At 41.2% G+C, this 23656-nt stretch carries 25 protein-coding genes; 18 read left to right on the forward strand and 7 right to left on the reverse strand.

What is annotated here, in order from left to right; genetic code table 11:
• Window positions 1-64: 64 nt before the first annotated feature.
• Window positions 65-610, reverse strand: a complete 546-nt coding sequence (locus OSCIL6407_RS0124620; protein ID WP_007357968.1) for an RNA 2'-phosphotransferase — start codon at window positions 608-610, stop codon at window positions 65-67.
• A 245-nt stretch (window positions 611-855) separates the two neighbouring features.
• On the reverse strand, window positions 856-1074 hold the full coding sequence (locus OSCIL6407_RS0124625) for a hypothetical protein (protein WP_007357969.1): 219 nt from the start codon (window positions 1072-1074) through the stop codon (window positions 856-858).
• A 273-nt stretch (window positions 1075-1347) separates the two neighbouring features.
• Between OSCIL6407_RS0124625 and rpmH the strand changes: the two genes are divergently transcribed.
• The 7 genes from rpmH (at window position 1348) to OSCIL6407_RS0124665 (ending at window position 6334) form a co-directional block, all read left to right on the forward strand.
• Window positions 1348-1485: a 50S ribosomal protein L34 gene (gene rpmH, locus OSCIL6407_RS0124635; protein WP_007357971.1), complete on the forward strand. Its 138-nt coding sequence runs from the start codon at window positions 1348-1350 to the stop codon at window positions 1483-1485.
• Window positions 1486-1593: 108 nt separating this feature from the next.
• Window positions 1594-1983 (forward strand): ribonuclease P protein component, encoded by a 390-nt coding sequence (rnpA, locus tag OSCIL6407_RS0124640; protein ID WP_007357972.1) that lies wholly within the window; start codon window positions 1594-1596, stop codon window positions 1981-1983.
• Window positions 1973-2365 carry a PH domain-containing protein gene (locus OSCIL6407_RS0124645; protein WP_007357973.1) on the forward strand — a complete coding sequence of 131 codons (393 nt, stop codon included), beginning with the start codon at window positions 1973-1975 and terminating at the stop codon, window positions 2363-2365. Before rnpA ends, OSCIL6407_RS0124645 begins: the two co-directional genes overlap by 11 nt.
• A 133-nt stretch (window positions 2366-2498) precedes the next feature.
• The gene (gene yidC, locus OSCIL6407_RS0124650; protein WP_026103850.1) at window positions 2499-3644 is read left to right on the forward strand and encodes a membrane protein insertase YidC; all 1146 of its coding nucleotides are present in this window, start codon (window positions 2499-2501) and stop codon (window positions 3642-3644) included.
• Window positions 3645-3652: 8 nt separating this feature from the next.
• Complete coding sequence (locus OSCIL6407_RS0124655) at window positions 3653-4126, forward strand: Jag family protein (RefSeq protein ID WP_007357975.1); 474 nt, start codon at window positions 3653-3655, stop codon at window positions 4124-4126.
• Between the two features lie 77 nt (window positions 4127-4203).
• The gene (locus OSCIL6407_RS0124660; RefSeq protein WP_007357976.1) at window positions 4204-4710 is read left to right on the forward strand and encodes a YceD family protein; all 507 of its coding nucleotides are present in this window, start codon (window positions 4204-4206) and stop codon (window positions 4708-4710) included.
• Window positions 4711-4825: 115 nt separating this feature from the next.
• Window positions 4826-6334 (forward strand): AAA family ATPase, encoded by a 1509-nt coding sequence (locus tag OSCIL6407_RS0124665; RefSeq protein ID WP_007357977.1) that lies wholly within the window; start codon window positions 4826-4828, stop codon window positions 6332-6334.
• Window positions 6335-6346: 12 nt separating this feature from the next.
• On the opposite strand, the gene OSCIL6407_RS0124670 is transcribed toward OSCIL6407_RS0124665, so the two are convergent.
• A complete protein-coding gene (locus OSCIL6407_RS0124670; protein WP_234708825.1) occupies window positions 6347-7108 on the reverse strand; it encodes an HNH endonuclease in 762 nt (253 codons plus the stop codon).
• 499 nt (window positions 7109-7607) lie between these two features.
• On the opposite strand from OSCIL6407_RS0124670, the gene OSCIL6407_RS0124675 reads away from it, so the two are divergent.
• Window positions 7608-8069 carry an SH3 domain-containing protein gene (locus OSCIL6407_RS0124675; protein ID WP_007357980.1) on the forward strand — a complete coding sequence of 154 codons (462 nt, stop codon included), beginning with the start codon at window positions 7608-7610 and terminating at the stop codon, window positions 8067-8069.
• Between the two features lie 328 nt (window positions 8070-8397).
• On the opposite strand, the gene OSCIL6407_RS0124680 is transcribed toward OSCIL6407_RS0124675, so the two are convergent.
• A complete protein-coding gene (locus OSCIL6407_RS0124680; protein ID WP_007357981.1) occupies window positions 8398-8907 on the reverse strand; it encodes a DUF2808 domain-containing protein in 510 nt (169 codons plus the stop codon).
• Between the two features lie 308 nt (window positions 8908-9215).
• On the opposite strand from OSCIL6407_RS0124680, the gene OSCIL6407_RS0124685 reads away from it, so the two are divergent.
• On the forward strand, window positions 9216-10289 hold the full coding sequence (locus tag OSCIL6407_RS0124685; RefSeq protein ID WP_007357982.1) for a hypothetical protein: 1074 nt from the start codon (window positions 9216-9218) through the stop codon (window positions 10287-10289).
• Window positions 10290-10363: 74 nt separating this feature from the next.
• Here the strand turns inward: OSCIL6407_RS0124685 and OSCIL6407_RS0124690 are convergent, their stop codons facing one another.
• Window positions 10364-11215: a TauD/TfdA family dioxygenase gene (locus tag OSCIL6407_RS0124690; protein WP_019487800.1), complete on the reverse strand. Its 852-nt coding sequence runs from the start codon at window positions 11213-11215 to the stop codon at window positions 10364-10366.
• Between the two features lie 110 nt (window positions 11216-11325).
• On the opposite strand from OSCIL6407_RS0124690, the gene OSCIL6407_RS0124695 reads away from it, so the two are divergent.
• The 7 genes from OSCIL6407_RS0124695 to OSCIL6407_RS0124725 all read left to right on the forward strand — a co-directional run bounded on the left by OSCIL6407_RS0124695 (window position 11326) and on the right by OSCIL6407_RS0124725 (window position 17298).
• The gene (locus OSCIL6407_RS0124695) at window positions 11326-12390 is read left to right on the forward strand and encodes a thymidylate synthase (protein ID WP_007357984.1); all 1065 of its coding nucleotides are present in this window, start codon (window positions 11326-11328) and stop codon (window positions 12388-12390) included.
• Between the two features lie 31 nt (window positions 12391-12421).
• On the forward strand, window positions 12422-13078 hold the full coding sequence (locus OSCIL6407_RS0124700; RefSeq protein ID WP_007357985.1) for a class I SAM-dependent methyltransferase: 657 nt from the start codon (window positions 12422-12424) through the stop codon (window positions 13076-13078).
• Window positions 13079-13080: 2 nt separating this feature from the next.
• Window positions 13081-13551: a GUN4 domain-containing protein gene (locus OSCIL6407_RS31215; protein ID WP_007357986.1), complete on the forward strand. Its 471-nt coding sequence runs from the start codon at window positions 13081-13083 to the stop codon at window positions 13549-13551.
• A 244-nt stretch (window positions 13552-13795) separates the two neighbouring features.
• A complete protein-coding gene (locus OSCIL6407_RS0124710; protein ID WP_007357988.1) occupies window positions 13796-16033 on the forward strand; it encodes a tetratricopeptide repeat protein in 2238 nt (745 codons plus the stop codon).
• A gap of 7 nt (window positions 16034-16040) precedes the next feature.
• The gene (locus tag OSCIL6407_RS37330) at window positions 16041-16103 is read left to right on the forward strand and encodes a hypothetical protein (RefSeq protein WP_234708826.1); all 63 of its coding nucleotides are present in this window, start codon (window positions 16041-16043) and stop codon (window positions 16101-16103) included.
• A 56-nt stretch (window positions 16104-16159) separates the two neighbouring features.
• Window positions 16160-16543 carry a hypothetical protein gene (locus OSCIL6407_RS0124720; RefSeq protein WP_007357989.1) on the forward strand — a complete coding sequence of 128 codons (384 nt, stop codon included), beginning with the start codon at window positions 16160-16162 and terminating at the stop codon, window positions 16541-16543.
• The gene (locus tag OSCIL6407_RS0124725; RefSeq protein WP_007357990.1) at window positions 16540-17298 is read left to right on the forward strand and encodes an HIRAN domain-containing protein; all 759 of its coding nucleotides are present in this window, start codon (window positions 16540-16542) and stop codon (window positions 17296-17298) included. The genes OSCIL6407_RS0124720 and OSCIL6407_RS0124725 overlap by 4 nt, the downstream gene beginning before the upstream one ends.
• Here OSCIL6407_RS0124725 and OSCIL6407_RS0124730 read toward each other — a convergent pair.
• Window positions 17281-17967, reverse strand: a complete 687-nt coding sequence (locus OSCIL6407_RS0124730; protein WP_007357991.1) for a response regulator transcription factor — start codon at window positions 17965-17967, stop codon at window positions 17281-17283. The two genes, OSCIL6407_RS0124725 and OSCIL6407_RS0124730, sit on opposite strands and share 18 nt — an antisense overlap.
• Window positions 17930-19063 (reverse strand): sensor histidine kinase, encoded by a 1134-nt coding sequence (locus tag OSCIL6407_RS0124735; protein ID WP_007357992.1) that lies wholly within the window; start codon window positions 19061-19063, stop codon window positions 17930-17932. The genes OSCIL6407_RS0124730 and OSCIL6407_RS0124735 overlap by 38 nt, the downstream gene beginning before the upstream one ends.
• Before the next feature lie 575 nt (window positions 19064-19638).
• On the opposite strand from OSCIL6407_RS0124735, the gene kdpA reads away from it, so the two are divergent.
• Window positions 19639-21423 (forward strand): potassium-transporting ATPase subunit KdpA, encoded by a 1785-nt coding sequence (gene kdpA / locus OSCIL6407_RS0124745; RefSeq protein WP_007357994.1) that lies wholly within the window; start codon window positions 19639-19641, stop codon window positions 21421-21423.
• Window positions 21424-21489: 66 nt separating this feature from the next.
• Complete coding sequence (kdpB, locus tag OSCIL6407_RS0124750) at window positions 21490-23583, forward strand: potassium-transporting ATPase subunit KdpB (RefSeq protein ID WP_019487803.1); 2094 nt, start codon at window positions 21490-21492, stop codon at window positions 23581-23583.
• Window positions 23584-23656 lie beyond the last annotated feature (73 nt).

Here is a 23656-nt window from a genome sequence, read left to right on the forward strand (position 1 = left end):
CTTTCCTTCGCGATATAGATTATGGCAGCCCCTAATCTACAAGGTGCGGGAGTAATTTTGTGGCTCAGGTTAGCTTTAGATATTCAGGCGGAACGTACTCGACAAGCCAAACTCCATTTTCAGAACAGTAAAATGTATAACCTCGATCGTGCATTGCTTCTGCGGCGATAGTAAAAACTACTGGTAAACCGTGCCTTGCTCCTACCTTTTGCGCTGTTTTTATATTAACAGATAGATGAACGTGGTGTCGCGACATTTTGCAAATTCCACTCTTGAGAATAGACTCGACTGCGCCTTTTCCAGTTCCGTGATATAACACATCAGGAGGAACAGCAGGCTCTAATTGTAAATCAACTGTTATACTATGTCCTTGGTTAGCACGAATTAGAGTACCTGTGGAGTCAAATGAGAAACGTTGTTTGTCGTTTTTTGCGACTACTTCTTTGAGTTCTGCCAGTTGAATAGGGAAATTGCGATCGCTGCTTGCAGCTAGGAGTCGATCGACAGCAACCCAGCCCCCAGGAGAGAGTTCTATGCCTAAGCGCTCTGGTGTGTGCCGAAGATGTCTACTGAGATATTTGCTGATTTTAACTAACCGAGAGTTATTCATATATTGCTCTTCCTTCTCCCTTTAACCTTTCTGAAAAAAAGCAGAATTTCTTTGTGTAGTATTTGATATACTACATGGTCTGTACGAAGGTGTCAAGAGCGGGGAGAAAGTTATTTGATTGAGTTTTATATTAAATTGTGAACGATCGCTTATTCCTTCAAGGCGAGGAGTTTTGTGCGAACATCCGCTTGGGAAAGCTGGAGTAAAATCTATCCGTAGGTTGAAGCAAGTCGCCAAGCCATCAGCTACCTACGGAGAATTGAAGTAATAATTATAGTAATAGTAGCACTGGCAATCAGACTGAAAGCAAGTTGCACAACCCACTGTGTAGCTTTTTGATAGTTATCGAATTTGTCATTGGATCTCTCAACATCAGTTGATAGCCTCTCAACATCAGTTGATAGCTTGTCTAGCTTTTCAATCACATTTACCAGTGTCGGGTCAGAGTTAGGATTAGTTGACATAAAATCATTTAAATAATGTCGTTAGGAGTGAAACTAAACAATCCCAGTTAATGGCAATTGCTGGGTCGATCGCCATGACTTGCAATATCTCTACTTGCTTAAATTCTAATTTTTCCATAAAATCATTAAAATACAAGCAAACTCAACATTATTGGCAAAGGCTCTAACCAAGTAAATTACAACTTTTAGTATTGAAAGTAGCGCCATAATAGAGTAAAATCAAAGATTGTGACTTTTAACGCAATTTAAACAAGCTCGCCGGGAGGAATCGGGATGACACAGCAAACCTTACATGGAACCAGCCGCAAACGCAAAAGAACATCAGGTTTTCGGGCCAGAATGCGAACCAAAAACGGTCAAGCCGTAATTAGCGCCCGCCGCAAAAAAGGTCGTCATCGCTTAGCAGTCTAGAAATAAATCCCTCGCGAATGGCAACGCCTTACCAGAAACCCGGTTTCTCGTGCCAAACGCAGCTTAAATGTTGCCTTCAGTGAAACCAGGTTTCTGCCACCAGACCCCATGTTGCCCCCAGCCAACCGACTCCGGCGCAAAGAAGACTTCAGTGCCGTTTACCGCAAAGGAATTCGCCGCAATTCCCACCATCTGACATTAAGAGCTCTGCGGCACTCAAATAAAGCCGAATTAGCTCAGCAGCAAAAAGACTTGAAATCCTTGCCTGCAACGTGCATCGGCATTTCTATTAGTCTCAAAGTTAGCAAGCGTTCAGTCGTCCGCAACCGAATTAAGCGACAGATTCGGGCCGCCCTGCGGCAGATGTTGCCCCGCATCTCTCCTGGGTGGAATCTAGTAATTGTAGTTCGGCCTACAGCCCAAGAGTGCAATTATGGTGAATTTCTGCAAGAATTAGAGCAGTTGTTGGTAGAAGCGGAGGTGCTAAATGGGAATTAAAGAGGAAGTCTTTTATGAAGGCGGGCCGGCGATCGCAGACTTGATGATTAACCTACTGTTAGGTATGACCGTAGTTGGCTTACCCCTAGCCGTAGGAGCGATCGTGCGATCGCTGTGGCTGCGCTACCGGATCACCAACCGCCGAATCTCAGTGACAGGCGGCTGGATGGGAGGCGATCGCACGGACATAGTTTACTCAGAAATTGTCAAAATAGTAAAAGTACCACGCGGTTTCGGCACCTACGGAGATATGGTCGTCACCCTCAAAAATGGTGGCCGCTTAGAACTTCGGGCAATTCCTAGATTCCGTGAAATCTACGATTACATAAATGAAAAACTGTCTCCAGCAGCTCAAAAAGCTAGCCTCACAACCTCTAAGTGACAAATTTTAAGGTAAAACCCTTAATTTTAGGCTATAACCGCCTACCTTCTGTCACTTCAAAACCTACTAATCCCCAAGGATTGTAGCTACTTTAAATTAGAAAACTCAGAGCACTTAAGTTAAATCAAAGCTAATGGATTTTGGTATCTCGTTTCTCTCCAATAACCTAATGCTACCGATCCTAGATTTTTTCTACGGGATCGTGCCTAGTTACGGTTTAGCGATCGTAGCTCTGACGCTTGTAATTCGCTTTGCCCTTTACCCGCTAAATGCAGGCTCCCTTCGCAATATGCGCCGCATGAAAGTAGCGCAGCCATTGATGAAAGAGCGAGTTGAGCAAATTCAGAAGCTACATAAAGACAATCCTGCCAAACAGCAGGAAGAAATGAGCAAAGTATACAAAGAATTTGGCAATCCCCTAGCTGGATGCTTCCCGCTATTGGTGCAAATGCCAGTGCTATTTGCCTTATTTGCCACTTTGCGAGGTTCGCCTTTTTCTGATGTTAACTATACCGTTAACCTCCAAGTCCTACCCCAAGAACAGATCGAACGGGTACAACCGCAAGCTTTTGCAACTCCTCCTCAAAATATTTACATCGCCGATAGCGTTCACGCTCCGATTATCGGCTTACTTCCAGGGGGAGACAAACTCGGAGTTGGCGAAAAAACCCATCTAGAGTTTCAAACAGTTGAGGGCAAACCGCTAGCGGCTCTAGCAGCAGAATACGATCAAAATACGCTCGTCCCCCATTGGAAAGTAATCAAAGGGGAAGAGCGGGTGCAAGTGGATGAACAAGGGAACATTACAGCTCTAGAACCCGGAGATGCAACGATTCAAGGTACGATCCCTGGTTTGGCGACAAACAAAGGCTTCCTATTTATTGAAGCCCTCGGCCGTGTCGGCGCGATCGATCCAGACGGCAAGATTCACTGGGATATTCTGGTAATGATTCTGGGCTTTGGTATCAGCTTGTATGTTAACCAAACCCTTTCTGGACAAACTCAAGGGCCGAATGATAATCCCCAGCAGGCGACAATTAATAAACTCACTCCCGTGATATTTTCTGGGATGTTTTTGTTCTTTCCCCTGCCAGCAGGTGTGTTGATGTATATGCTGGTTGCTAACATCTTTCAAACCGTTCAGGCTTTTATTTTGTCACGGGAACCATTACCGGACAATCTCCAGAAAATAGTAGATGAAGCTGAGGCGAAAGCAAAGAAAGATAAGGGAGAAGATGCACTTCCTTTTGAGCCGGGACGTACTAAGAAGAAGGCTTGATACTAACCATGAGTGAGAATCAAATACAGCGCGGACAGGAATGGTTAGAAAAACTACTCAGCCTGTCCAAGATTACCTCAAACGTCATCCCTAGCCATCAAGAAGATGGCTACTGGTTGACTATTGATGACAGTAGCCTGACACCAGCTCAGATTGAAATTCTAATCGGTTATGAGGGTATGGCAATCGATGCAATTCAATATTTATGTAACACCATTGTCAACATCTCTGAGGAGCAAGGTGAACCAACGGGTTACACAATTGAACTGAATGGCTATAGATTGCGTCGTCTCAAGGAATTGCAAGCGATCGCAGAAAGGGCAGCAGCACAAGTGCGGCAGACGGGAGAACAATTTGAACTCAAATCTCTTTCTTCTGCGGAACGTCGTCAAGTTCACAGCCTTTTGAGCGAATGCGACGATTTAGAAACTTATAGCATAGGACAAGAGCCAGACCGTCGCTTAGTCGTGCGGTTGCGCTGAGTTAATTTGGGGTTTGAGATTTGCTAGCGATCGCAAATCCCAAATCCTAAATCGCAAGAGGAAGGCGAGGTATTAAGATGGATGCAATTTATATCCCCCATCTACTCAAAAAAACAGAGCAGAAAGAGGAAATTCAGTTTGAAGAGTTACTGCCGGATCTAGAAACTCTTACGCCTGTAAGAGGCTATTTACGAGTGACGCACCAAGGGACTTATCTGGATGTCAGGGCGAAGGCAGAAACAATTGTTACTCTCACCTGCGATCGATGTTTAAAACAATACAATCACCGTTTGGCAGTTAATACTTCGGAAATGATTTGGCTGGATGAAGCAGCAAGTTCAGTAGAGTCAAAAGCGGGAGAAATCGAAGTCGATTTAGAAGATTTGGTAGAAACTCTATCTCCTAACGGCTATTTTGAGGCGGGAGATTGGCTATATCAGCAAATATGTCTGGAAATGCCACTGAGAAAGTTGTGTGACTCTAAGTGCCGGGGCATTCAACTCACAGATGTCGATAAATCGCAACCTTTGTCTGATGCTCGATGGGCTTCTTTAGAAGCTCTGAAAAAGCAATTACCTGGATAATATTTTGTTAATTGTTAGTAGTTAGTGGTTAGTGGCAATCGATCGCCCATAGCTAAAAAATTAAAAAATTACAACTAACAACTAACAACTAACAACTAACAAATAACAATTAACAATGTCCACTTTTAGTAACGAGTTTGAACTGCTACTGCGATCGCGCTATCCTGTAATTTACATTCCCACGCGGGAGGAAGAGCGGGCAGAAGTCGCGATCGCGCATTCTGCTAAAAATTTAGGAAACCGAGCCGTTTATATCTGGGATTTTGTCGATGGCTACCAAGGCAACCCCAACGATCTCGGCTTTGGCAAACGCAATCCTCTACAAGCTTTGGAATTTCTCGAAAAGCTGCCCGCCTCCGCTCCGGCAATCTTCATTTTACGGGACTTCCAACGATTTTTAGAAGATATTTCGATTTCCCGCAAGCTTCGCAATCTCGCCCGATCCCTGAAATCTCAACCTAAAAATATTGTCATTATTTCTGCTCAGATTGCTATTCCCGATGACCTGGGCGAATTATTGACAGTTTTAGAGTTTGCGCTGCCAACGGCTGCGGAAATCAAAATTGAGGTAGAACGCCTGTTAATGGCTACTGGACAGCCTCTAGAAGGGCGCTTGTTGGATGAAATGGTGCGTTCCTGCCAAGGACTTTCTATCGAAAGGATTCGGCGGGTGTTAGCGAAGGCGATCGCTACTCGCGGCGAACTTCAACCCGATGACGTAGAATTAATCTTAGAAGAAAAGCGCCAAACTATCCGCCAAACTCAAATTTTAGATTTCTACTCAGCCCATGAAAATATTTCAGACATCGGCGGTTTAGATAATCTCAAAGAATGGTTACTGCGACGCGGAGGCGCTTTTTCTGAAAAAGCCCGACAGTATGGTTTACCGCATCCGAGAGGATTACTGTTAGTAGGTATTCAGGGAACGGGCAAATCTCTAACGGCAAAAGCGATCGCCCACCATTGGCATTTACCCCTATTGCGATTGGATGTTGGCCGCCTATTTGCGGGATTAGTCGGCGAGTCGGAATCTCGCACTAGGCAAATGATTCAGTTAGCAGAAGCGCTTGCACCCTGCGTACTTTGGATCGATGAAATTGACAAAGCTTTTGGCGGTTTCGACAGTAAAGGAGATGCAGGAACAACTAGCAGGGTGTTCGGGACTTTTATTACTTGGTTAGCAGAAAAAACTTCTCCTGTTTTTGTCGTGGCTACTGCTAATAACATTCAGTCTTTACCGCCAGAAATGCTCAGAAAAGGTCGATTTGATGAGATATTTTTCGTGGGTTTGCCGAATCAAGAAGAGCGACGTGCTATTTTTGAAGTGCATTTATCTAGGCTGAGGCCACAGAGTTTAAAAAACTACGATCTAGAGCGCTTGGCTTATGAAACTCCCGATTTTTCCGGGGCGGAAATCGAGCAAACTTTGATTGAAGCAATGCACATTGGTTTTAGTCAAAATCGCGATTTTACTACAGATGATGTATTAGAATCTGCTAGTCAGATGGTTCCTTTAGCTAGAACCGCGCAAGAACAAATTCAATTTCTGCAAGATTGGGCCGCCGCCGGCAAAGCTCGCCTAGCTTCCCGATATGGCGGTTTAAGTCGTCGGATTCAGGGATAAACAGCTATAATTCTAATTATTTAGATTAAGTAAATGTTTAATTTCTTCTAGGGTAAATGGAGGATTTTTTCTATGTATCATTGCATGACAGTTAGGACATACGGGACGTAAATCTTGAATTGGATCAACTTCATATTCTTGATTAATTTCAGATAAAGAGATTAAATGATGAACATGAATGAAACCTTTACCTATTTCTCCAAAAACTTTTTCAAAATCAAATCTACAAATAAAACAATTTTTTCCATAGTATTCAATACATTTTTTTCGAGCTTGATTATTTCTTTCATAAGAATTAACTGTTACTTGACTAACAGCACCTTCTTTGAAAATTCTTTTTAGTTCTATTTCTCCAACTTCATCAGTAAATATTAATGTATCATCTGCTACATCGTCAGAATCAAAAATATCTTCAAAATTCAGTTTTGGGTTAGTTAAAATCTTACAAACTAAATCATATAGTTCTTTTTCAGAATATGCTTGAAATCCTTGATAAATTTCTTTTTCAAAATGCCATAGCTCTCTCTGCCACCAACCTTTACGGCTATTTTTATGATAAGGATCAAAAGCATCTCTAAAATTTTTAATTGTATTAGATGAAATTTCAAGTATAGAACCTATTGTTTCATGGGTTTCAGTCATATTACCGAAACCTAATTTTTGATAAGCATCCCTGTCAAATCTTGAAAGATAATAACCTACTATATAAGCATAAGGACAATTGCAATCACTAAATGAATCTATAAGACTATTCCAATTATCAGGTTTTTTCATAATTAATAGTATTGACTGTACTGTAACGCCGTCTACATCCATCTCATATACTATCTTAGAGAAGTAGCTGAGATTTTTTTAGGTTGTAACAAAAGTTAAAAAATAGCAGTTAGACTGCTACTTAATTAGCCAAAAGCACCAACGCTTAGACTGTTTTCGCCCTAACGCCGAGGGATTTTTGGTATTGCAATTTTACTATCCCGGTAGTAACATTCACCTAGTAAGCATCGACTTTCGGACTAGCCTTGATGCTTTATATGAAGATGTGACTTTCGGAGACTCAGTAGGCCAAGGGGGTATTTAAGCTGAATTGGTATAAGTTCTGGATCAAAAGGATTTAGCGAGTTCTGGCATTAATCGATCGCTACTCGCCGCAAACTTCAACCCAATGATGTAAAATTAAGCTTAGAAGAAAAACGCCCAACCATCCAACCAACTAAAATTAAAAAATTATTAACCACTAACAACCAACAATTAACAACGAACCACTAACAACTTTATGAGTTTATCTGGCTTATTCAAATTTATTGTCGGTTTTCTGTTAGCGATTGTGCTTCTGACTGGTGCGAGTGTGGCGGCTGCACTTTATTTTGCTGCTAAACTGAGTGCTCTACCTGAAAGACCGACATTCTCCAATGAGGCAAAAACGACCCAGACTGCGATCGCGAAGCCAAAGTTAACAGCAGCCTCAAATCCAGAACCCGCCTCTAGCGATACCCCCTCCCCTTCTCCGAAACCGCTAGAACCAGGCGCTTACCGCGCGATCGTGACTCAGCCTATTGGGTTGATTCTAAGGGATAGTCCGACGCGAGACTCAAACCGGATTGGGGGTATTGCTTATAAGGAAAAGGTAGTAGTTGTGGAAGAAACCCCTGATAAACAGTGGCAGCGGGTACGTATTGAACAGGAAGATCGCGAAGGTTGGGTAAAAGGCGGTAATACTGAGAAAACTGAGGAGTAATCACCCTCTTTTATAGTTGTACTCAGAGTAAAATCTTTCTGAAATTTTGTTTGTTGCTGCGATCGCAAAACTACAGGACTTAAGCACCCAACCACAGAAACCGGGTTTTTTGACGAAAATACTTCTTTTGACCCACAGATTCTCTCAAAAACCCGGTTTCTAGGGCAGCGTTGCAATTATAGCAACCGCCACAACGGTTAGGACACGCGCTCATGGCCCAAACTATTGACTTTCTTCCCCTCTTTCCCTTCTTTCCCTTCTTTCCCTAGTCCCTAGCCCCTAGCCCCTAGCCCCTAACCGCAGAAAGCGGTTGCAATTAGCATTTGGCTTACTGAATGCTCAAAATCCAAGTGCCAATGTAACGAAGTAAGGGTGCGTCGCCGGGGGTGCGAATGCGAGCGTTGAAATTGTACATCCCGCCATTAGTAGGATTTTTGACATTGGAGAGTACGATCTCAACGTTGTTACCCGCCGGAATTGGTTCGATGGGATAAATTTCAATCAAGTTATTTTCTTTATTCCACAGTACCTCTTGCAGCGGGACTGCTTTGCCTTTGACGCGCACTTCTATGTTTTTGGGATCGAATTCACCTTTGTAGTAGTTGGGATAAGATATCGCTAATTGTGCGATCGCTAAAGGCAGTTTTTTGGCGGGAATCCGCAAGCGATAGCGATCCCACATTCCGACTGTGCCGTAGTCCAAGCGGAAGCTCAACTGATTCTGCCGTTCCGGGCCGCCAAAGATGGTGAATCCCGGCATCCCTTGCCCTAAGCTGATGGCAGGTAAGCCTGTCAACAAGAAACCTGTCATTGCTAAAGCTGAAAATAAGCGCCGCATATTTTTTTCCTATTCGTCTCTCTTAATTGTATAATTCTACAGTTTACTTTTAAACTGGCAGGATAATTATATTTGAGGGGCTTAACTTTCATAGGACTAAAGCCCACTGGTACGATTAGTTAGGGTGCGCCAGAGCCCCAACCCCTGATTCTTTCAATCCATAACTTCATCTGACGCACCCTACAAGCTGTTTAAAGACAGGGGTTTCGCTGTGTTTTTGATATTGTGGGGGCGCTGGTGGGAGGAGGGATCTATTGCTGAGGTGTTACAGGTTGTTACAGGTTGATTTAATTTAATATTATATAGAAATGCAACTCACACAATTCCAGTTACTTTATAAAAATTACTGTAAATTAGCCAAACTTTCGCGGCGAGGCCTAGCAACACCTGAACAAATACAAAAAAGAATTGAATTTAAAAATCTTATTGTTGAGTATATCTTAATTAAAGATAAAGAAAGCTTAAAATTGGTTAAAAAGGCAACATCAGATAGAACTTTTTGGGGAAAGACATACTCAGAAATATCGGCTCTTTACACAGATGGTAACGCATTTGGCGAGGGAGATAGGAGAGAGGCATCTCTTGTTGAATCTTTGTACCAAAGCTACAAACTTAATCGGCTTGCCACTGAAATTGGCAAGATGCTAGAACCATATTGTATAGTGGGTTTTCTCTGTGGAAGCTTAGTGCATTCTCTTTACTTTAGTATAAAAAACAATTCTGACATTGATCTGGTATTAGTGATTGACATAAATAATATTAATAAAATTTTAAATTTACCCTTATTTGATGAAGAGCGAGAGCATTTAATCTCAAATATAAAATTTTTTTCTGATCCTAATATAATCGAGTGGTTTATCAAAATAAAATATAAAAATGAAGAAGTAGGTATTTATTTAATTCAAAAAGAAGTATTTGAAATAACTTGTAGATTTAATGTTTGTCATGATCAACCTATGCAATTTAGCTCATTAAGAATAAAGCCGAGAGTAAGTGCTGGTTTATATTCTAATAGATATACTTTTGATGGTATAGAATATTCATGGGATTGTCTAGTAAACAATATAGAAAAAGTTTTTTTAATACATTATCCTTTGTTTAAAGTTAGTGAAACTGGAAAGTTTATAAACGGTTTAATTTTTGATAGGTATATCACTTCAAATTTTATAATAGGCGATCATCTATATCTGAATAACGAATTATATCAATTAAAATTAAATTTGGTAAAACGACTAATACATGAAGAAAATTTAGGTATTATTAGAAAGGGCGAAGGAAAACTATATAATATTCTTTCAAGGCATAAATACTTTCCTCGCTTCTATACACAAATACTTCTTGAGGAAGAGATAAAAATTAGAACAACAATTAATAGTTATTGATAATTGATCTTAACTAATGAGATTTTTTCTTATATCTGAACTTTATTGCTTTACATATCAGTTACAAATTGATATTAAAAAGTTTTTGCTAAAAATCCTAACCTTATCAGGTGAGAATATTTTGACTCTCCATTAAACCACAATCGATTTAGCTTACGAACTTCATAGTCAGGAAAAGATGTTCTACCATGCAATATTCTTGTATTGTCAGTTATAAGGATCTGATTAGCTTGAAGCTTAAATATAAATTGATTTTTCGGATTGTTAATATACTCCTTAATTAATTTAAAGGTCTCCTTAAGCTCTAGTTTAATTTGGATAAAAGCAGTCGAGTCTGATCTAAATTCCATTAAAATTCTTTGTTTCTCTCGCTTAAATATGGGTTTTGTTGCTGTTTGATCGTGTCTGACTATAGTGAAAGCATCAGTCATAAAGCATTTTTGTAATCCTTGAGGATCATTCTTAGATAAGTATTCATAGATGGATTCTGCTTGAATAATTTGGGATAATCCGCCTTCTTTTGAAGGAATTTCACACTGTAAAGCAACTATCTTAGGAGCATCTTGTTCAAAAGTTCCATCTGTATGAAGCAGATGCGCTTTATTAGTCGTAGCAATATAGTCTGGATAACCCTCTAAAGGCGTAATAATACTAATACCATCTTTATTTGATCTTTTATGCTGTTTTACGGTTCCAAAAAAATCAGATAAAAATAGTAAATTTTGTTTTATACATTGATGTTCACAAGGAGGGTTGTGTTCCAGAATTACAAAACCAAACTGATTAAATATGTTAAAGAATCTTTGTTTGTCATGATAATTCATTTTCCATGTAGACAAAACTCTTAAAGTAACTCTATTTAAAAAGTCAATTGAATTCTGAAGCATATTAGCTTTACTAATTAAATGGCAAGGACTTATAAGCATAAACAATAACTGCTGGTTTTTGATATATCCCTATTGACAGCTATATATTTACAGCTATATATTTAATGTGTTTACTATATCATAGTAAATCTCCAACTACTCTGGAAAATATGGAAGATAACATAGATGATATACACATTCCTCATGTCATCGCTGGTTCTGCCAATCAATTAATTCGGAACTTGATTTTTAGCGTTGATAAATATGGGGAAGATTTTACAGAACCCGAAAATTCTCCAAGTTCAGGGAGAATTAATAGGGAATTTTTAAATATACAAAGTATTTTAACAAACCCTCGCGATCGTTTATTTAATTCACAGATAAAACCAGAGATATTCAATCCTAGTTTGGCAGTAGCTAAATTCTTTTATCTCCTGTCAGGATCTAATCAGATAGAAGATATTGCCTTTTATTCAAACGGTGCTAGAAGATACACAGATGATGGTATAATTATGCCAGGAGCGCATGGTTCTAGGATATTCTACCCTGTAGTTGGTATTGATCAATTTGAAGCATCTGCTCATCTAATTAGAGAAAAAAAAAGTTCAAAGCGAGTGACACTTGCTATTTATCAACCCAATGACTGTGGTAGAAAGTCGCAGGATATTCCCTGTATTGTCAGTATCATATTTTCTCCTCGTAACGGTAAACTTCATACAACAGCTTATATGAGAGCTAACGATGTTTATCGGATACTTTGCTATGACTTATTTGAACTCACGATGTTAGCAGAATTCATGGCTGCTTACACTGATATTGAGCTAGGTTACTACTATCATATTGTTACTTCTATGCACCTGCGTGGATCGGATGATATTTCAGAAGCACCCAAATTGGTCACTGAGGATGTTTTCAGCAAATCCATGCCTTCTATGCCAAAAATTACGGCAGGTTGTCGTTTATCGTTAGTTCAACAAGAAGCTGGCATTAGAAAAAAAGTAGGTTTCTTCAGCATTAGTCAGATATACAATATGATTGATAAAATAACACAAAATAATCATCCTTATTGGTCTGATCTTCTTATTACCCTTGCCATACAAGGCTTTTTCATGACTCATTCTGTAGAAGAAGTACAAGAACTCTTAAATAGCCTTGTACTTCCCTCTATATTTTTGGTAAGTAATCAGCATAATGAGTATATGCAAAAAAGATTTGAGATTGCCAATAAATCTTGAGATATTGTATATTAACAGAGAGGATTTAAACATGAAAGTTTATCAAAAAAGCTTATGGAAAGAAACATATACATCTTTTGATGAGTTTCAGAAAATCATCAAAAATATATATAGTGACACCCAACTGGAAGTGTTAGTTTTGGGATGTTCTGATGGAAAATATGTTTTTCCATTTCTTAAAGAAGGCTATCGAGTGACTGCGGTAGATAATGATTCTATAGCTCTTTATGGTGGAGAAGTAGAGTTCCAAGGGCAAAATATTAAGGTTGAAGGACTAATCAATAATTTGAAGTATGAGGGCTATGATAATTCACAATGTAAGATAGTACATCAAAATTACATGGATTTAAAAAATGACAATTTATATCATGTTGTTCTGACTAGCTGCTCTTGGCACTACAAAAAAAATTTCTGTTATTCTTTCGGAGAAATAATAGATAAAATGCAAAGTTTTGTTGAAAAAGATGGTTTATTTTTAGCTGATTATTTTATGCCAATAAAAGAGAAGCATTTTTTGTATGAGCATTATTTAAAACCAGGTAAAATTTTAGATTTTTTTAAGGCATCTGAATGGAAAATTATACTAGATTTAGATGTGGGAATTATTGAAGAAGCTCCTCATGTATTTAAAGATGAATGGCATCAACATCATTATGGAGCTTTTGTTGCTAAAAAAAAGGAGAAATAAAAATGGATTATTTACACACTCAATTAGTCTTATCCTCTGATGTAGGAGCAAACTATCAACCTTTGCAAGAGCTTTTAAATGCTAAAAAATTTAAGGAGGCAGATCAAGAAACATCAAGAATTATATGCTCAATCAGCAATCGAGATGAGAAAGGCTGGCTCAAAAATGAGGATATCCTCAACTTTCCATGTACTGACTTACGAACCATTTGTAAAGTTTGGGAGAAATATAGCGAGGGAAAATTTGGTTTTAGTATTCAGAAACATATTTATGATAGCATAGGTAAAGATTGGGATATATTTGGAGAGCACGTTGGTTGGAAAGTGAATAATTCTTGGTTAAAATACTCGGATCTTACCTTTGATATAAATGCGCCGGAAGGACATCTTCCCTGTTGTCCAGGATGGATACGTTTGGGACGAGCGGTTAATCTTCGAGTTCTCTTTCGGGAGCGGAATGATTACCTGTTATAGGTTTTTCACTTGCTTCAATAGTTCGGACAGTTTTCAAATAGGGACGCGATGGCTTCTTATAAACGTCTGGAACTCAATCTGTATATGCTTTCAAACTTTATTTACAAGTTAGATTTAGATCCAAATTTGGTTTTAAGTCCCGCTAACTTTCCTTCAGTCCTTTCATATCGTACTCTGGCTGCTTAAAAACTGTCCAAAGTGTTTTTGCTTAATATCTTTTTTAAAAGTATTTTTGTTAAAAAACATGGATCTGATTAGTCTGATTAGTGTATGTGTTCCCGTAATTGTGACCGTAGCAATTCCCTCCATCGGGCATTTTTACAGTCGAAAGACAAAGCTGGCAACCCATTATTTACTCATCTGGCAAAAAGCCTCTAGCCTGAAACAGAATGAAGCGCTGAGGAAAAAATTACTTGACTCTCTGCGACCATTTCCCCATTTCTATCTGAGGAAACGGGAAGTAGCAGAAATTGAGGAGTCGATTAACCAAGAGGAAAGTATTGTGATTGTTGGAAAGCCTCTCAGTGGAAAGACTCGAATGGTCTATGAGTCAATTCGTGATAAGCCTTGGGATGTCCTACTGCCTAAATTGGTTGATATCAATCCAGAAACCTTTATCTTGCCTAAACGCTTCACCCTCAAACCTTGGCGACAGAAAATTGTTATCCTCGACGATCTTCAACGGTGGATAGAGGTGCAAAATTTTGACATCCTCCTGCGGGATCTGACGGAAAAATCCTTGATAGTTGTTGCAACCTGCCGTTCTAGTCAGGAAGAACTTAAAGTCAAAAACTATTTCACTGCTAAGAACCTCGATTATGGAACTTTCTTCCCTAAAAGGATATCATTAAAAGACATAGAACGCGAAGATGCTGAAGATATTGCCAAAAAAGAAAACAAAGACTGGGACAAGGATGTTGTTAGGTTTAACGGTACAGTCGGTTCTATATTTATGAAATTAGGTGTGATGAAAGGTCGTTTTGAGAGTTGTAACATAGAGTTGAAAACTATTCTGCGCGTTCTGCGTCAACTTTATCGCTGCGGTATTTACGAAGAGAATCAATTTTTCCCGACGAAGTGGATTAAGCAATTGTCAGAAGTGAAGAACTTGTCGAGTTCAGACTATCAGTGGATAGAGTGGTTTAAGCAACTCTCAGATGCTGAGTTCCTAACTCTAAGACCAAGAGGTGAAGGTGTTGAGGCAGAAGAAGTCTATTTAGAAGATGAAACTATTATTCAGCCTGAATTGTCCAGAAATCGATTAGAAGAGATGGATGAAACGCTTGAACCTTTTGGAGAAGAGTCAGATGCACTGATTAGGCTAGGCGATCGTGCATACGATTTGGGTAAGATCGACAGCGATAAAGTTCATTACCAACACCTCGCCATCAAAGCCTACAAAAAGGCATTAATCATCTACACACCCAGTCGCTTCCCAAGGGACTATGCCATGACACAACACAATCTGGGGAATGCCTACCAAGCTCTCGCAGATGTAGAGGACAAGAGAGATAACTGTAAAAAAGCGATTAAAGCCTATGAACAAGCCTTGAACATCAGAACACGCAAAGAAGTTCCAATGGACTATGCCAAAACCATGAACAACTTGGGGACTGCCTACCGAAATCTTGCTGAAGTCGAGAACAAGAGAGCTAACTGTGAAGAGGCAATTAAAGCCTACAGAGAAGCCCTCAAAATCAGAACCCGCAAAGAAGTTCCAATGGACTATGCCATGACCATGACCAACCTAGGGGCTGCCTACCGAACCCTCGCTGAAGTGGAGAACAAGAGAAAAAACTGTAAAAAGGCGATCGCTGCCTGCGAAGAGGCTCTCGAAATCAGAACCCGCAAAGAAGTCCCAAATGACTTTGCTAAAACCCACAATAACTTGGGAGCTGCCTACCGAACCCTTGCAGAGATAGAGAACAAAGGAAAGAACTGTAAAGAGGCGATTAAATCCTACCTACAAGCTCTCAAAATCAGAACATTTGATAAATTTCCCATATACTATGCTAATACCCAGAATAATCTAGGGGTTGCCTACCGAACCCTCGCAGAAGTGGAGGACAAAAGATGTAACTGTGAACGGGCGATTAAAGCCTACAAAAAAGCCTTCCGCGTCAGAAAATTTCCTGAGCTCGCGATGGACTATGCCCAGACCCAGAATAACTTGGGAGATGCCTACCGAACCCTTGCAGAAGTCGAGAACAACAAAGGTAACTGCGAACGGGCGATTGAAGCCTACTTAGAAGCCCTCAAAATCAGAACCATCGAAACAGTCCCGATGGACTATGCTCAGACCCAGAACAACTTGGGAGATGCCTACCGAACCTTTGCAGAAGTGGAGGACAAAAGAGGTAACTGTGAACGGGCGATTGAAGCCTACAGGAAAGCGTTGGAGGTTTTTGCCGTAGAGAAGATCCTAGAATCTTCTCAAACAGTGAACAATAAGATCCTAGAAATTAACTCCTTTTTGAGTTAATAACAAATTGAAGCTGCTAAAACGTTATGGATTTGGCTTTAGGAATTTTAATAATTTTGAAATATTTTAATAATTTTGAAATTCGGATTTTGCTATTTTGGCATTGTGTATCAATGTTTTAGTAAAATGCTTAAAGTGTCTGAACATACAATTGATATAGTGTTGAGAGTAATCTCTAATGAATCTGTGAACTTACCCATTGGTTGGATAGCACCCAGAGGCATTCAAAAAGCTGTTGAAGTATTTGTCGGCTATCTCCTGTTGGATGCGTGGATTGGCAACGGCGATCGCCACCATACTATTGATGTATTTAACCGGGCTGCACGCTACTATCCTGAAGCAGCCTCTATATGGTTAAACCGGCTTGAAAGTATCTCACAAGCAAATATACTCAATATTTTTAATCGAATTCCTAACACTCGCATCTCGCCTATTGCCGCCAATTTTGCCCAAAGAATTATTGAATTCAACCAACACAGATTGCTTAAGTTGAGGGAAACGCTACCATGAACAAATTGAAAATTCTATTTTTAGCTTGGCAAGACCCACATAGTCGATCCTGGTTCCCCATTGGTAAGCTCACATTCGACGGAACCAACTACCAATTTACCTACACCCAAGGCGCTGAAGAAGCTCAAAAAAAGTGCAATTTTCAGCCATTGCTCTCATTCCCCGAAGTAGAAAAAGTCTATACATCAACCTACTTGTTTCCCGTATTTGCTAATCGGTTAATGCCGAAAAATCGACCCGACTACTTAAGTTTTATTCAATGGCTTAATCTTTCCCCTCATGAACAGGATTCAATTAGTATCCTAGCCCGGACTGGGGGGCATAGAGAAACAGATACACTCTCCGTTTTCCCCTGTCCAGAACCAGATTCAGAAGGCAAATATAGACTACACTTTTTTTTACATGGACTAAGGTATTTACCACAATGTACAATTGAGAGAATTAACCGATTACAAGTAGGTGAAGAGTTGTGGTTAGCTCACGAATTTCACAACAAGCACGATCCTCAAGCATTAACTTTAAATACAGAAGATCACTACATTGTCGGGTATTGTCCGCGATATTTGAACAGTGAAATTTTGGCACTATTAAGTAATTCAAGTTTAGAAAAGTCGCGTGTAGAAATAGTTAATCAACCACCAACACCGCTTCAGTTTCGCCTACTGTGTAACATAACTGCTCAATGCTCTAATGAATTTATTCCTTTTTCAAGTCGTGAATATCAGTCTCCAATCGCTTTAACTTTCAATAGTTAACAATTCTTCCGCCACTAATCCTTTCTGAATAGCAACAACGGCCGCCTGAGTGCGATCGCGCACTTCTAACTTTTGCAAAATCGCATGGACGTGAACCCGCACCGTCCCCGAAGCAATGTACAATATTTGAGCTATTTCTTGATTGCTTTTACCCGCCGCTACCAGTGCCAAAATTTCTTGTTCTCGCTTAGTTAGCGGATTTTCTAATTCAGATTTCGGCACAAATTTTGACTCATTATTAGTAATTGCTGACCTAATTTCCGTAGTTGCGGCCTTATCCCACCAAGAAGCACCCGCCGCCACTGAACGAATTGCCAAAACTAAAGTTTCTGCGGCAATTCCCTTTAGGCAATATCCCTGAACACCCGCTGCAATTAACCGCTCAATTAAGGGTTTTTGGGAATGAGAAGTTAACACCAGTACGGGAATTTCTGGATGGTGTTGCTTAATTTGCTTGCAAGCTTCAATCCCTCCAATTCCCGGCAATCCGATATCAAGAACAACGACATCTGGCAAATGTTCCTGAGTTAATTCTACAGCCGTTTCGCCATCTTCCGCCTCAGCAATCACTTGCAAGCATTGTTCTTGTTGCAGCCTCGTCTGGAGTCCCAGGCGAAATAATTCATCGTCCTCAACCAGTAGAATTCGTAGAGTGTGAGCAGGTTTCATAAGGTGGGATGGCAGGTAGCCGAAATCCAAATAAAGCACCGTGAGGCAATCTGTTTTCTGCCCAAATTATACCACCGTGAGCTTCAATAATTTGCCGAGATAAGTATAGCCCTAAACCGGAACCTTTAGCTTGGCGGTGGCTGTGTCCTTGATAAAAACGCTCGAATAAATAAGGCAATTCGCCATCGGTAATTCCCGCTCCAATATCAATTACTTTAACAATCTGATAAGCTGAATCAGACTCCATGATAATATCTACTTTACCGCCGCGAGGCGAATGATTAATCCCATTAGTAAGTAAATTAGAAAAGACGCGAACTAATTGCAGAGCGTCCCCATTTACCCACAAAGCACGGCGAAAATCTGAGGCTCCATAACTAATATCAATATACACCCGCCGCGATGCTGATAAATCTCTGAGTTCGGTAATTACCTCTTCTGCCAAAGTAACTAAATTAACAGGTGCAATTTTGAGATTTAATCCTTCGCTATCGTTGCGATAGACATCTAAAAGCGTTTCCACTAATTGTAAAGTTGTGCGGTGCGATCGCGCCATCGTCTCCAGAACTTTTTCCCCAGCAGGCGCAACAGCGCCAAATTTCCCTTGCTGAAAAGCTTTGATAGTTTCGATCGCCCCCAACATCGGCGTTTTCAGATCGTGGCTTAAAGTCGAGACAAAATCCTCTCGCATACTGGCTAGCCGCTGTTGAGATTGCAATTCCGCCTTAGCTTGAGCGATCGCTTCTTGGTACTGCTGGTTGCGATCGCTCAGCCACCCAGTCACCCCCAGCGCCATCACCGCGATCAGACGATTAGCCGCCGTCGCTAGCTGTATCGGGTGTCTGTGGGGAACAAACAAATTTAATAGCGTTAACGCCCACGCGATCAGCACTACTTCTAACTTAGCTAACCGACTAAAGCGGGAATTTGCTAATAAAATCGGGCCCGTGTATAAGTAACCGAATACATACTCGACTGGCGTTGCAAACTCCAGCGCAGCGACAATAACGAATAAGCCAACAATTAGCCAGCGTGAATTCAAGTACGACTGGTGACTTACCAGTGTTTTTTTGATAGTCGATAAGCGATGTAACATCTGAGTTTAGTTGTACATAAGTGCCACTATCACAGTCTATTGTAAGCTAAACAATTAGCGTTTAGACTACATCTATATCTCCAAGTATAGTTTTTAATTTCCGTCTAAACGTTATTCTATAGCTCAAAATATAGGCAATATAGCTACAAATAGTCAACCCTAGTTTATATCTTCAGGCTAATTATCAAAACCACTCTAAGTCAGTATATTGATCGTTAAAGGCAAACCATGCTGTCGATCCAACCGCAGTTATTTATGAGCGTTGTAAAACCTACCTCAATCGAAGTCCAAATCCAATTCAATAGTTGTTATTGCGGCATAGATTTGAATAGCTTACAATTGCCTAATAACTGTCAATGCTTGGGGCTACTAAGAAATAAAAAAGTAATACTAGCCAGTGAGAACCCGACGATCTCCTGCGGAGATTACATTTTAGCAGTGGCATTTTTTTCAGCCTTTGCACCAGAACTAGAATTTACCTTAAAGAAAACTCATCCGGTTTTGTGGTCTTCTTTTAGAAGCCAATTACCGAGTGAAACAGTCTATAAATCTAACGAGGACTTTTTTACACAGTTATGTTGCAAGGATTAATTCAGATTGCATTCACGCTAATTATCTTAGCAATTATCTCGCCTTTCTTCGGAAACTATATGGCGCGGGTATTCCTGGGAAAAAATACATTTCTCGACCCCATTGCTACACCCTTCGAGGAAGTAATTTATAACGCAGGCGGTATTCGCCAAGATTCGATGACAGGTTGGCAGTATATCCGTGCATTGCTTTACAGCAATCTCGTGATGGGAATTTTTGTTTATTTGATCTTCGCGCTTCAGGGAATATTACCCCTGAATCCTACCAACTTAGCAGCACCAACTTGGGATACATCGCTGCATACTACTATTTCATTCCTAACGAATACTGACCAACAGCATTACTCAGGCGAGACAACTTTTAGTTATTTATCTCAGTTAACACTAGGGTTTTTAATGTTTACCTCAGCCGCTACGGGTTTGGCAGTAGGGATTGCTTTTATCCGAGGGTTAACTGGGAGACAACTGGGAAACTTTTACGTCGATTTAATTCAGTCAATCACCAGAATATTACTGCCTATTTCTATCATCGGCGCAATAGTTTTGATCGTTGCTGGTGTACCGGAAACCCTCGCAGGGCCAGCGACAGCTACAACCCTAGAAGGCGCAACTCAAGTAATTGCTAGAGGCCCAGTTGCCCATTTTGAAATTATCAAGGAGCTAGGCGAGAATGGCGGAGGTTTTTTTGGCATCAATTCTGCTCATCCATTTGAAAATCCTAACAGTTTTACTAATCTGCTAGAAACTCTAGCAATGGTGTCTATTCCCGCCGCCCTGATTCATACCTACGGAATCTTTGCTAATAATAGAAAACAGGGGTGGCTAATTTTTGGGATGGTGTTTATTATCTATATAGTCCTAATTGGGGTTTCAGCATTTGGCGAGTACCAAGGCAACCCTCAAGTCAATAGTTTATTAGACAGTACGGGCGGTGCCCCCGTGCCCGCCCCTAATTTAGAAGGCAAAGAAGTTAGATTTGGCTGGGCACAGACTGCTTTGTGGGCTGTAAGTACTACTGGGACAATGTGCGGTGCTGTCAACGGAATGCACGATTCTTTGATGCCTCCAGGCGGCTTTGTGACTCTGTTTAACTTATTTCTACAAATCGTTTGGGGTGGACAGGGAACGGGAACTGCTTATCTATTTATCTACTTGATTTTGAGCGTGTTTCTTACTGGTTTAATGGTAGGAAGAACGCCAGAGTTTTTGGGGAGAAAAATTGAGAAGCGCGAAATTGTTTTAGCCAGCGTTGTGTTGCTAGTTCACCCAATTGCGATTTTAATTCCGGGTGCTATTACTCTCGCTTTTGCTGATAGTCTGAGCGGTATTAGCAATGCAGGATTTCACGGTATCTCGCAAGTAATTTATGAATATGCTTCTGCTGCTGCTAATAATGGTTCTGGTTTTGAAGGCTTAGCAGATGGTCAACCTGCAACTACAGGATTGTGGTGGAATTTGAGCGCCTGTTTTAGCCTTTTAGCAGGTCGGTATATTCCAATTATCGCCCTGTTGTTGTTAGCAGATAGCATGACTCATAAACAACCAGTGCCCGAAACTACTGGAACTCTCAGAACAGATACGGTTTTATTTACTAGCGTTACAGCAGGAGTGATTTTGATTTTAGGTGCGCTAACGTTCTTCCCAGTTTTAGCTTTAGGCCCGATTGCGGAAGGATATCAAATTAGCAGCAATCAATTGCAACCTGCATCTCAAAACGTACCCTCTGCACCTCTAGCAACGCCGATCCCACAGGAAGCAATTAGCAATTAGCAATTAGCAATTACCCATTACCCATTACCCATTACCCATTACCCATTACCCATTACCCAAATCTCTATGGTTTTCAATTCCTCTGATTCCAAAGAAACCCGACGCGCAAGCGGCCCCCGCGAGAGTCGCAGACACACGCCAAAAGTAAATACACAGGGGCTTTACAAAAGAGCATTTAAAGATGCTTTCGCGAAGTTAAACCCGCGAATCATGCTCAAAAATCCTGTAATGTTTATTGTTTGGGTTGGTACAATTGTGACTGCATTACTAACAGTCGATCCGACCTTATTTGGCAGAGTAGCAGGTGAAAATCAGCGGTTATTCAACGGTTTAGTAACAGCAATTCTGTTCTTTACTGTTTTATTTGCTAATTTTGCCGAAGCTGTGGCCGAAGGGCGGGGAAAGGCCCAAGCAGACGCGCTGCGATCGACTAAATCAGAAACAACTGCCCGCAAAATCTTGCCTGATGGCACAATTCAGGAGGCAAGTTCTACTTCTTTGAGACGCGGCGACACCATCAAAGTAATTTCAGGCGATATCATTCCCGCTGATGCAGAGGTGATCGCAGGGATGGCCTCTGTGGACGAATCTGCGATCACTGGGGAATCCGCGCCGGTGCTCAAGGAACCGGGTTCAGATGTCGCGAGTTCCGTTACTGGCGGTACTCGCATCATTTCTGACGAGCTCACCTTGCGGGTGAGTGCCGATCCCGGTAAGGGATTTCTCGATCGCATGATCGCGCTGGTGGAGGGTGCCCAAAGGACAAAAACGCCGAATGAAATTGCCCTAACGGTGTTGCTGGCGGTGTTAACACAGGTGTTTTTGATTGTGGTGGCGACGATTCCGCCTGTGGGAAATTATGTAAAAACGCCTGTGGGTGTGGTGACGCTGATCTCGCTGTTGGTGGCGCTGATTCCCACAACGATCGGGGGATTGCTGAGTGCGATCGGCATTGCAGGGATGGATCGGGTGGCTCAGTTTAACGTTGTAGCGACCTCTGGGCGGGCAGTGGAGGCTTGCGGCGACGTGAGTACGCTGATTTTGGATAAAACGGGGACGATCACGCTAGGAAACCGTTTGGCGGAGGAGTTTATCCCGGTGAATGGTCACTCTCTGGGGGAGGTGGCGACGATCGCGATCGCGGCCAGCATATTTGACGAAACGCCGGAAGGGAAATCTATTGTGCGCTTGGCTGAGAAACAGGGCGCTAGCGTTGATTTTCAGCGCTCTGAGGCTCAAGGAATTGATTTTTCAGCGAAAACACGGATGAGTGGCACGGATCTGCCCGATCGCAGCGAGGTTCGCAAGGGTGCGGTAGATGCGATTAAGGGGTTTGTGCGATCGCGCGGCGGCAATTTGCCACCAGATTTAGATACCGCTTACGAACGAGTTTCGAGGTTGGGAGGCACGCCTTTAGCTGTTTGTCAAGATAACGATGTCTACGGCATTATCTATCTGAAAGATATTATTAAACCAGGGATTCGCGATCGCTTTGACCAATTGCGGCGGATGGGAGTTCGCACGATTATGTTAACAGGTGATAACCGCATTACTGCCTCAGTAATTGCCGAAGAAGCAGGCGTTGATGACTTCATTGCAGAAGCCACGCCAGAGGATAAAATTGAGGTGATTCGCCAGCAACAAGCTGAGGGTAAATTAGTAGCAATGACGGGAGATGGTACTAACGATGCACCTGCATTAGCCCAGGCAAATGTGGGGGTAGCAATGAATTCTGGAACTCAGGCGGCGAAGGAAGCAGCGAATATGGTTGATTTAGATTCTGACCCGACAAAATTGATCGATTTGGTGACAATTGGCAAGCAGTTGTTGATTACGCGCGGGGCGTTAACTACCTTTTCTTTAGCAAATGACATTGCTAAATATTTTGCAATTATTCCAGCAATGTTTGCACCAGTGAGCGCTTTAAATGTAATGGGTTTGGCGAGTGGACAGTCTGCCGTTTTGTCGGCATTAATTTACAATGCTTTGATTATTCCAGCTTTAATTCCCCTGGCACTAACTGGGGTGAAGTTCCGCCCATTGAGTGCCAATCAGTTATTACAGCGCAATATTTTGATTTACGGATTAGGAGGTGTGATTGCGCCATTTATTGGCATCAAAATTTTCGATGTTTTGATTGCGGCTATTGGGTTAGCCTAATCAAGTTGGCAACAGGTAATGTACAATATTAACAGATGTCCACTGACCAATTAGCCATTAGCCATTAGCCATT

It is taken from the genome of Kamptonema formosum PCC 6407 (genome assembly GCF_000332155.1).
GTDB lineage: Bacteria > Cyanobacteriota > Cyanobacteriia > Cyanobacteriales > Microcoleaceae > Kamptonema > Kamptonema formosum.

Excerpts from the sequence above, each read along its gene's own strand:
- OSCIL6407_RS0124620 (WP_007357968.1), bottom strand. The coding sequence starts at position 610 with ATGAATAACTCTCGGTTAGTTAAAATCAGCAAATATCTCAGTAGACAT.
- OSCIL6407_RS0124625 (WP_007357969.1), bottom strand. The coding sequence starts at position 1,074 with ATGTCAACTAATCCTAACTCTGACCCGACACTGGTAAATGTGATTGAA.
- rpmH (WP_007357971.1), top strand. The coding sequence starts at position 1,348 with ATGACACAGCAAACCTTACATGGAACCAGCCGCAAACGCAAAAGAACA.
- rnpA (WP_007357972.1), top strand. The coding sequence starts at position 1,594 with ATGTTGCCCCCAGCCAACCGACTCCGGCGCAAAGAAGACTTCAGTGCC.
- OSCIL6407_RS0124645 (WP_007357973.1), top strand. The coding sequence starts at position 1,973 with ATGGGAATTAAAGAGGAAGTCTTTTATGAAGGCGGGCCGGCGATCGCA.
- yidC (WP_026103850.1), top strand. The coding sequence starts at position 2,499 with ATGGATTTTGGTATCTCGTTTCTCTCCAATAACCTAATGCTACCGATC.
- OSCIL6407_RS0124655 (WP_007357975.1), top strand. The coding sequence starts at position 3,653 with ATGAGTGAGAATCAAATACAGCGCGGACAGGAATGGTTAGAAAAACTA.
- OSCIL6407_RS0124660 (WP_007357976.1), top strand. The coding sequence starts at position 4,204 with ATGGATGCAATTTATATCCCCCATCTACTCAAAAAAACAGAGCAGAAA.
- OSCIL6407_RS0124665 (WP_007357977.1), top strand. The coding sequence starts at position 4,826 with ATGTCCACTTTTAGTAACGAGTTTGAACTGCTACTGCGATCGCGCTAT.
- OSCIL6407_RS0124670 (WP_234708825.1), bottom strand. The coding sequence starts at position 7,108 with ATGAAAAAACCTGATAATTGGAATAGTCTTATAGATTCATTTAGTGAT.
- OSCIL6407_RS0124675 (WP_007357980.1), top strand. The coding sequence starts at position 7,608 with ATGAGTTTATCTGGCTTATTCAAATTTATTGTCGGTTTTCTGTTAGCG.
- OSCIL6407_RS0124680 (WP_007357981.1), bottom strand. The coding sequence starts at position 8,907 with ATGCGGCGCTTATTTTCAGCTTTAGCAATGACAGGTTTCTTGTTGACA.
- OSCIL6407_RS0124685 (WP_007357982.1), top strand. The coding sequence starts at position 9,216 with ATGCAACTCACACAATTCCAGTTACTTTATAAAAATTACTGTAAATTA.
- OSCIL6407_RS0124690 (WP_019487800.1), bottom strand. The coding sequence starts at position 11,215 with ATGCTTATAAGTCCTTGCCATTTAATTAGTAAAGCTAATATGCTTCAG.
- OSCIL6407_RS0124695 (WP_007357984.1), top strand. The coding sequence starts at position 11,326 with ATGGAAGATAACATAGATGATATACACATTCCTCATGTCATCGCTGGT.
- OSCIL6407_RS0124700 (WP_007357985.1), top strand. The coding sequence starts at position 12,422 with ATGAAAGTTTATCAAAAAAGCTTATGGAAAGAAACATATACATCTTTT.
- OSCIL6407_RS31215 (WP_007357986.1), top strand. The coding sequence starts at position 13,081 with ATGGATTATTTACACACTCAATTAGTCTTATCCTCTGATGTAGGAGCA.
- OSCIL6407_RS0124710 (WP_007357988.1), top strand. The coding sequence starts at position 13,796 with ATGGATCTGATTAGTCTGATTAGTGTATGTGTTCCCGTAATTGTGACC.
- OSCIL6407_RS0124720 (WP_007357989.1), top strand. The coding sequence starts at position 16,160 with ATGCTTAAAGTGTCTGAACATACAATTGATATAGTGTTGAGAGTAATC.
- OSCIL6407_RS0124725 (WP_007357990.1), top strand. The coding sequence starts at position 16,540 with ATGAACAAATTGAAAATTCTATTTTTAGCTTGGCAAGACCCACATAGT.
- OSCIL6407_RS0124730 (WP_007357991.1), bottom strand. The coding sequence starts at position 17,967 with ATGAAACCTGCTCACACTCTACGAATTCTACTGGTTGAGGACGATGAA.
- OSCIL6407_RS0124735 (WP_007357992.1), bottom strand. The coding sequence starts at position 19,063 with ATGTTACATCGCTTATCGACTATCAAAAAAACACTGGTAAGTCACCAG.
- kdpA (WP_007357994.1), top strand. The coding sequence starts at position 19,639 with ATGTTGCAAGGATTAATTCAGATTGCATTCACGCTAATTATCTTAGCA.
- kdpB (WP_019487803.1), top strand. The coding sequence starts at position 21,490 with ATGGTTTTCAATTCCTCTGATTCCAAAGAAACCCGACGCGCAAGCGGC.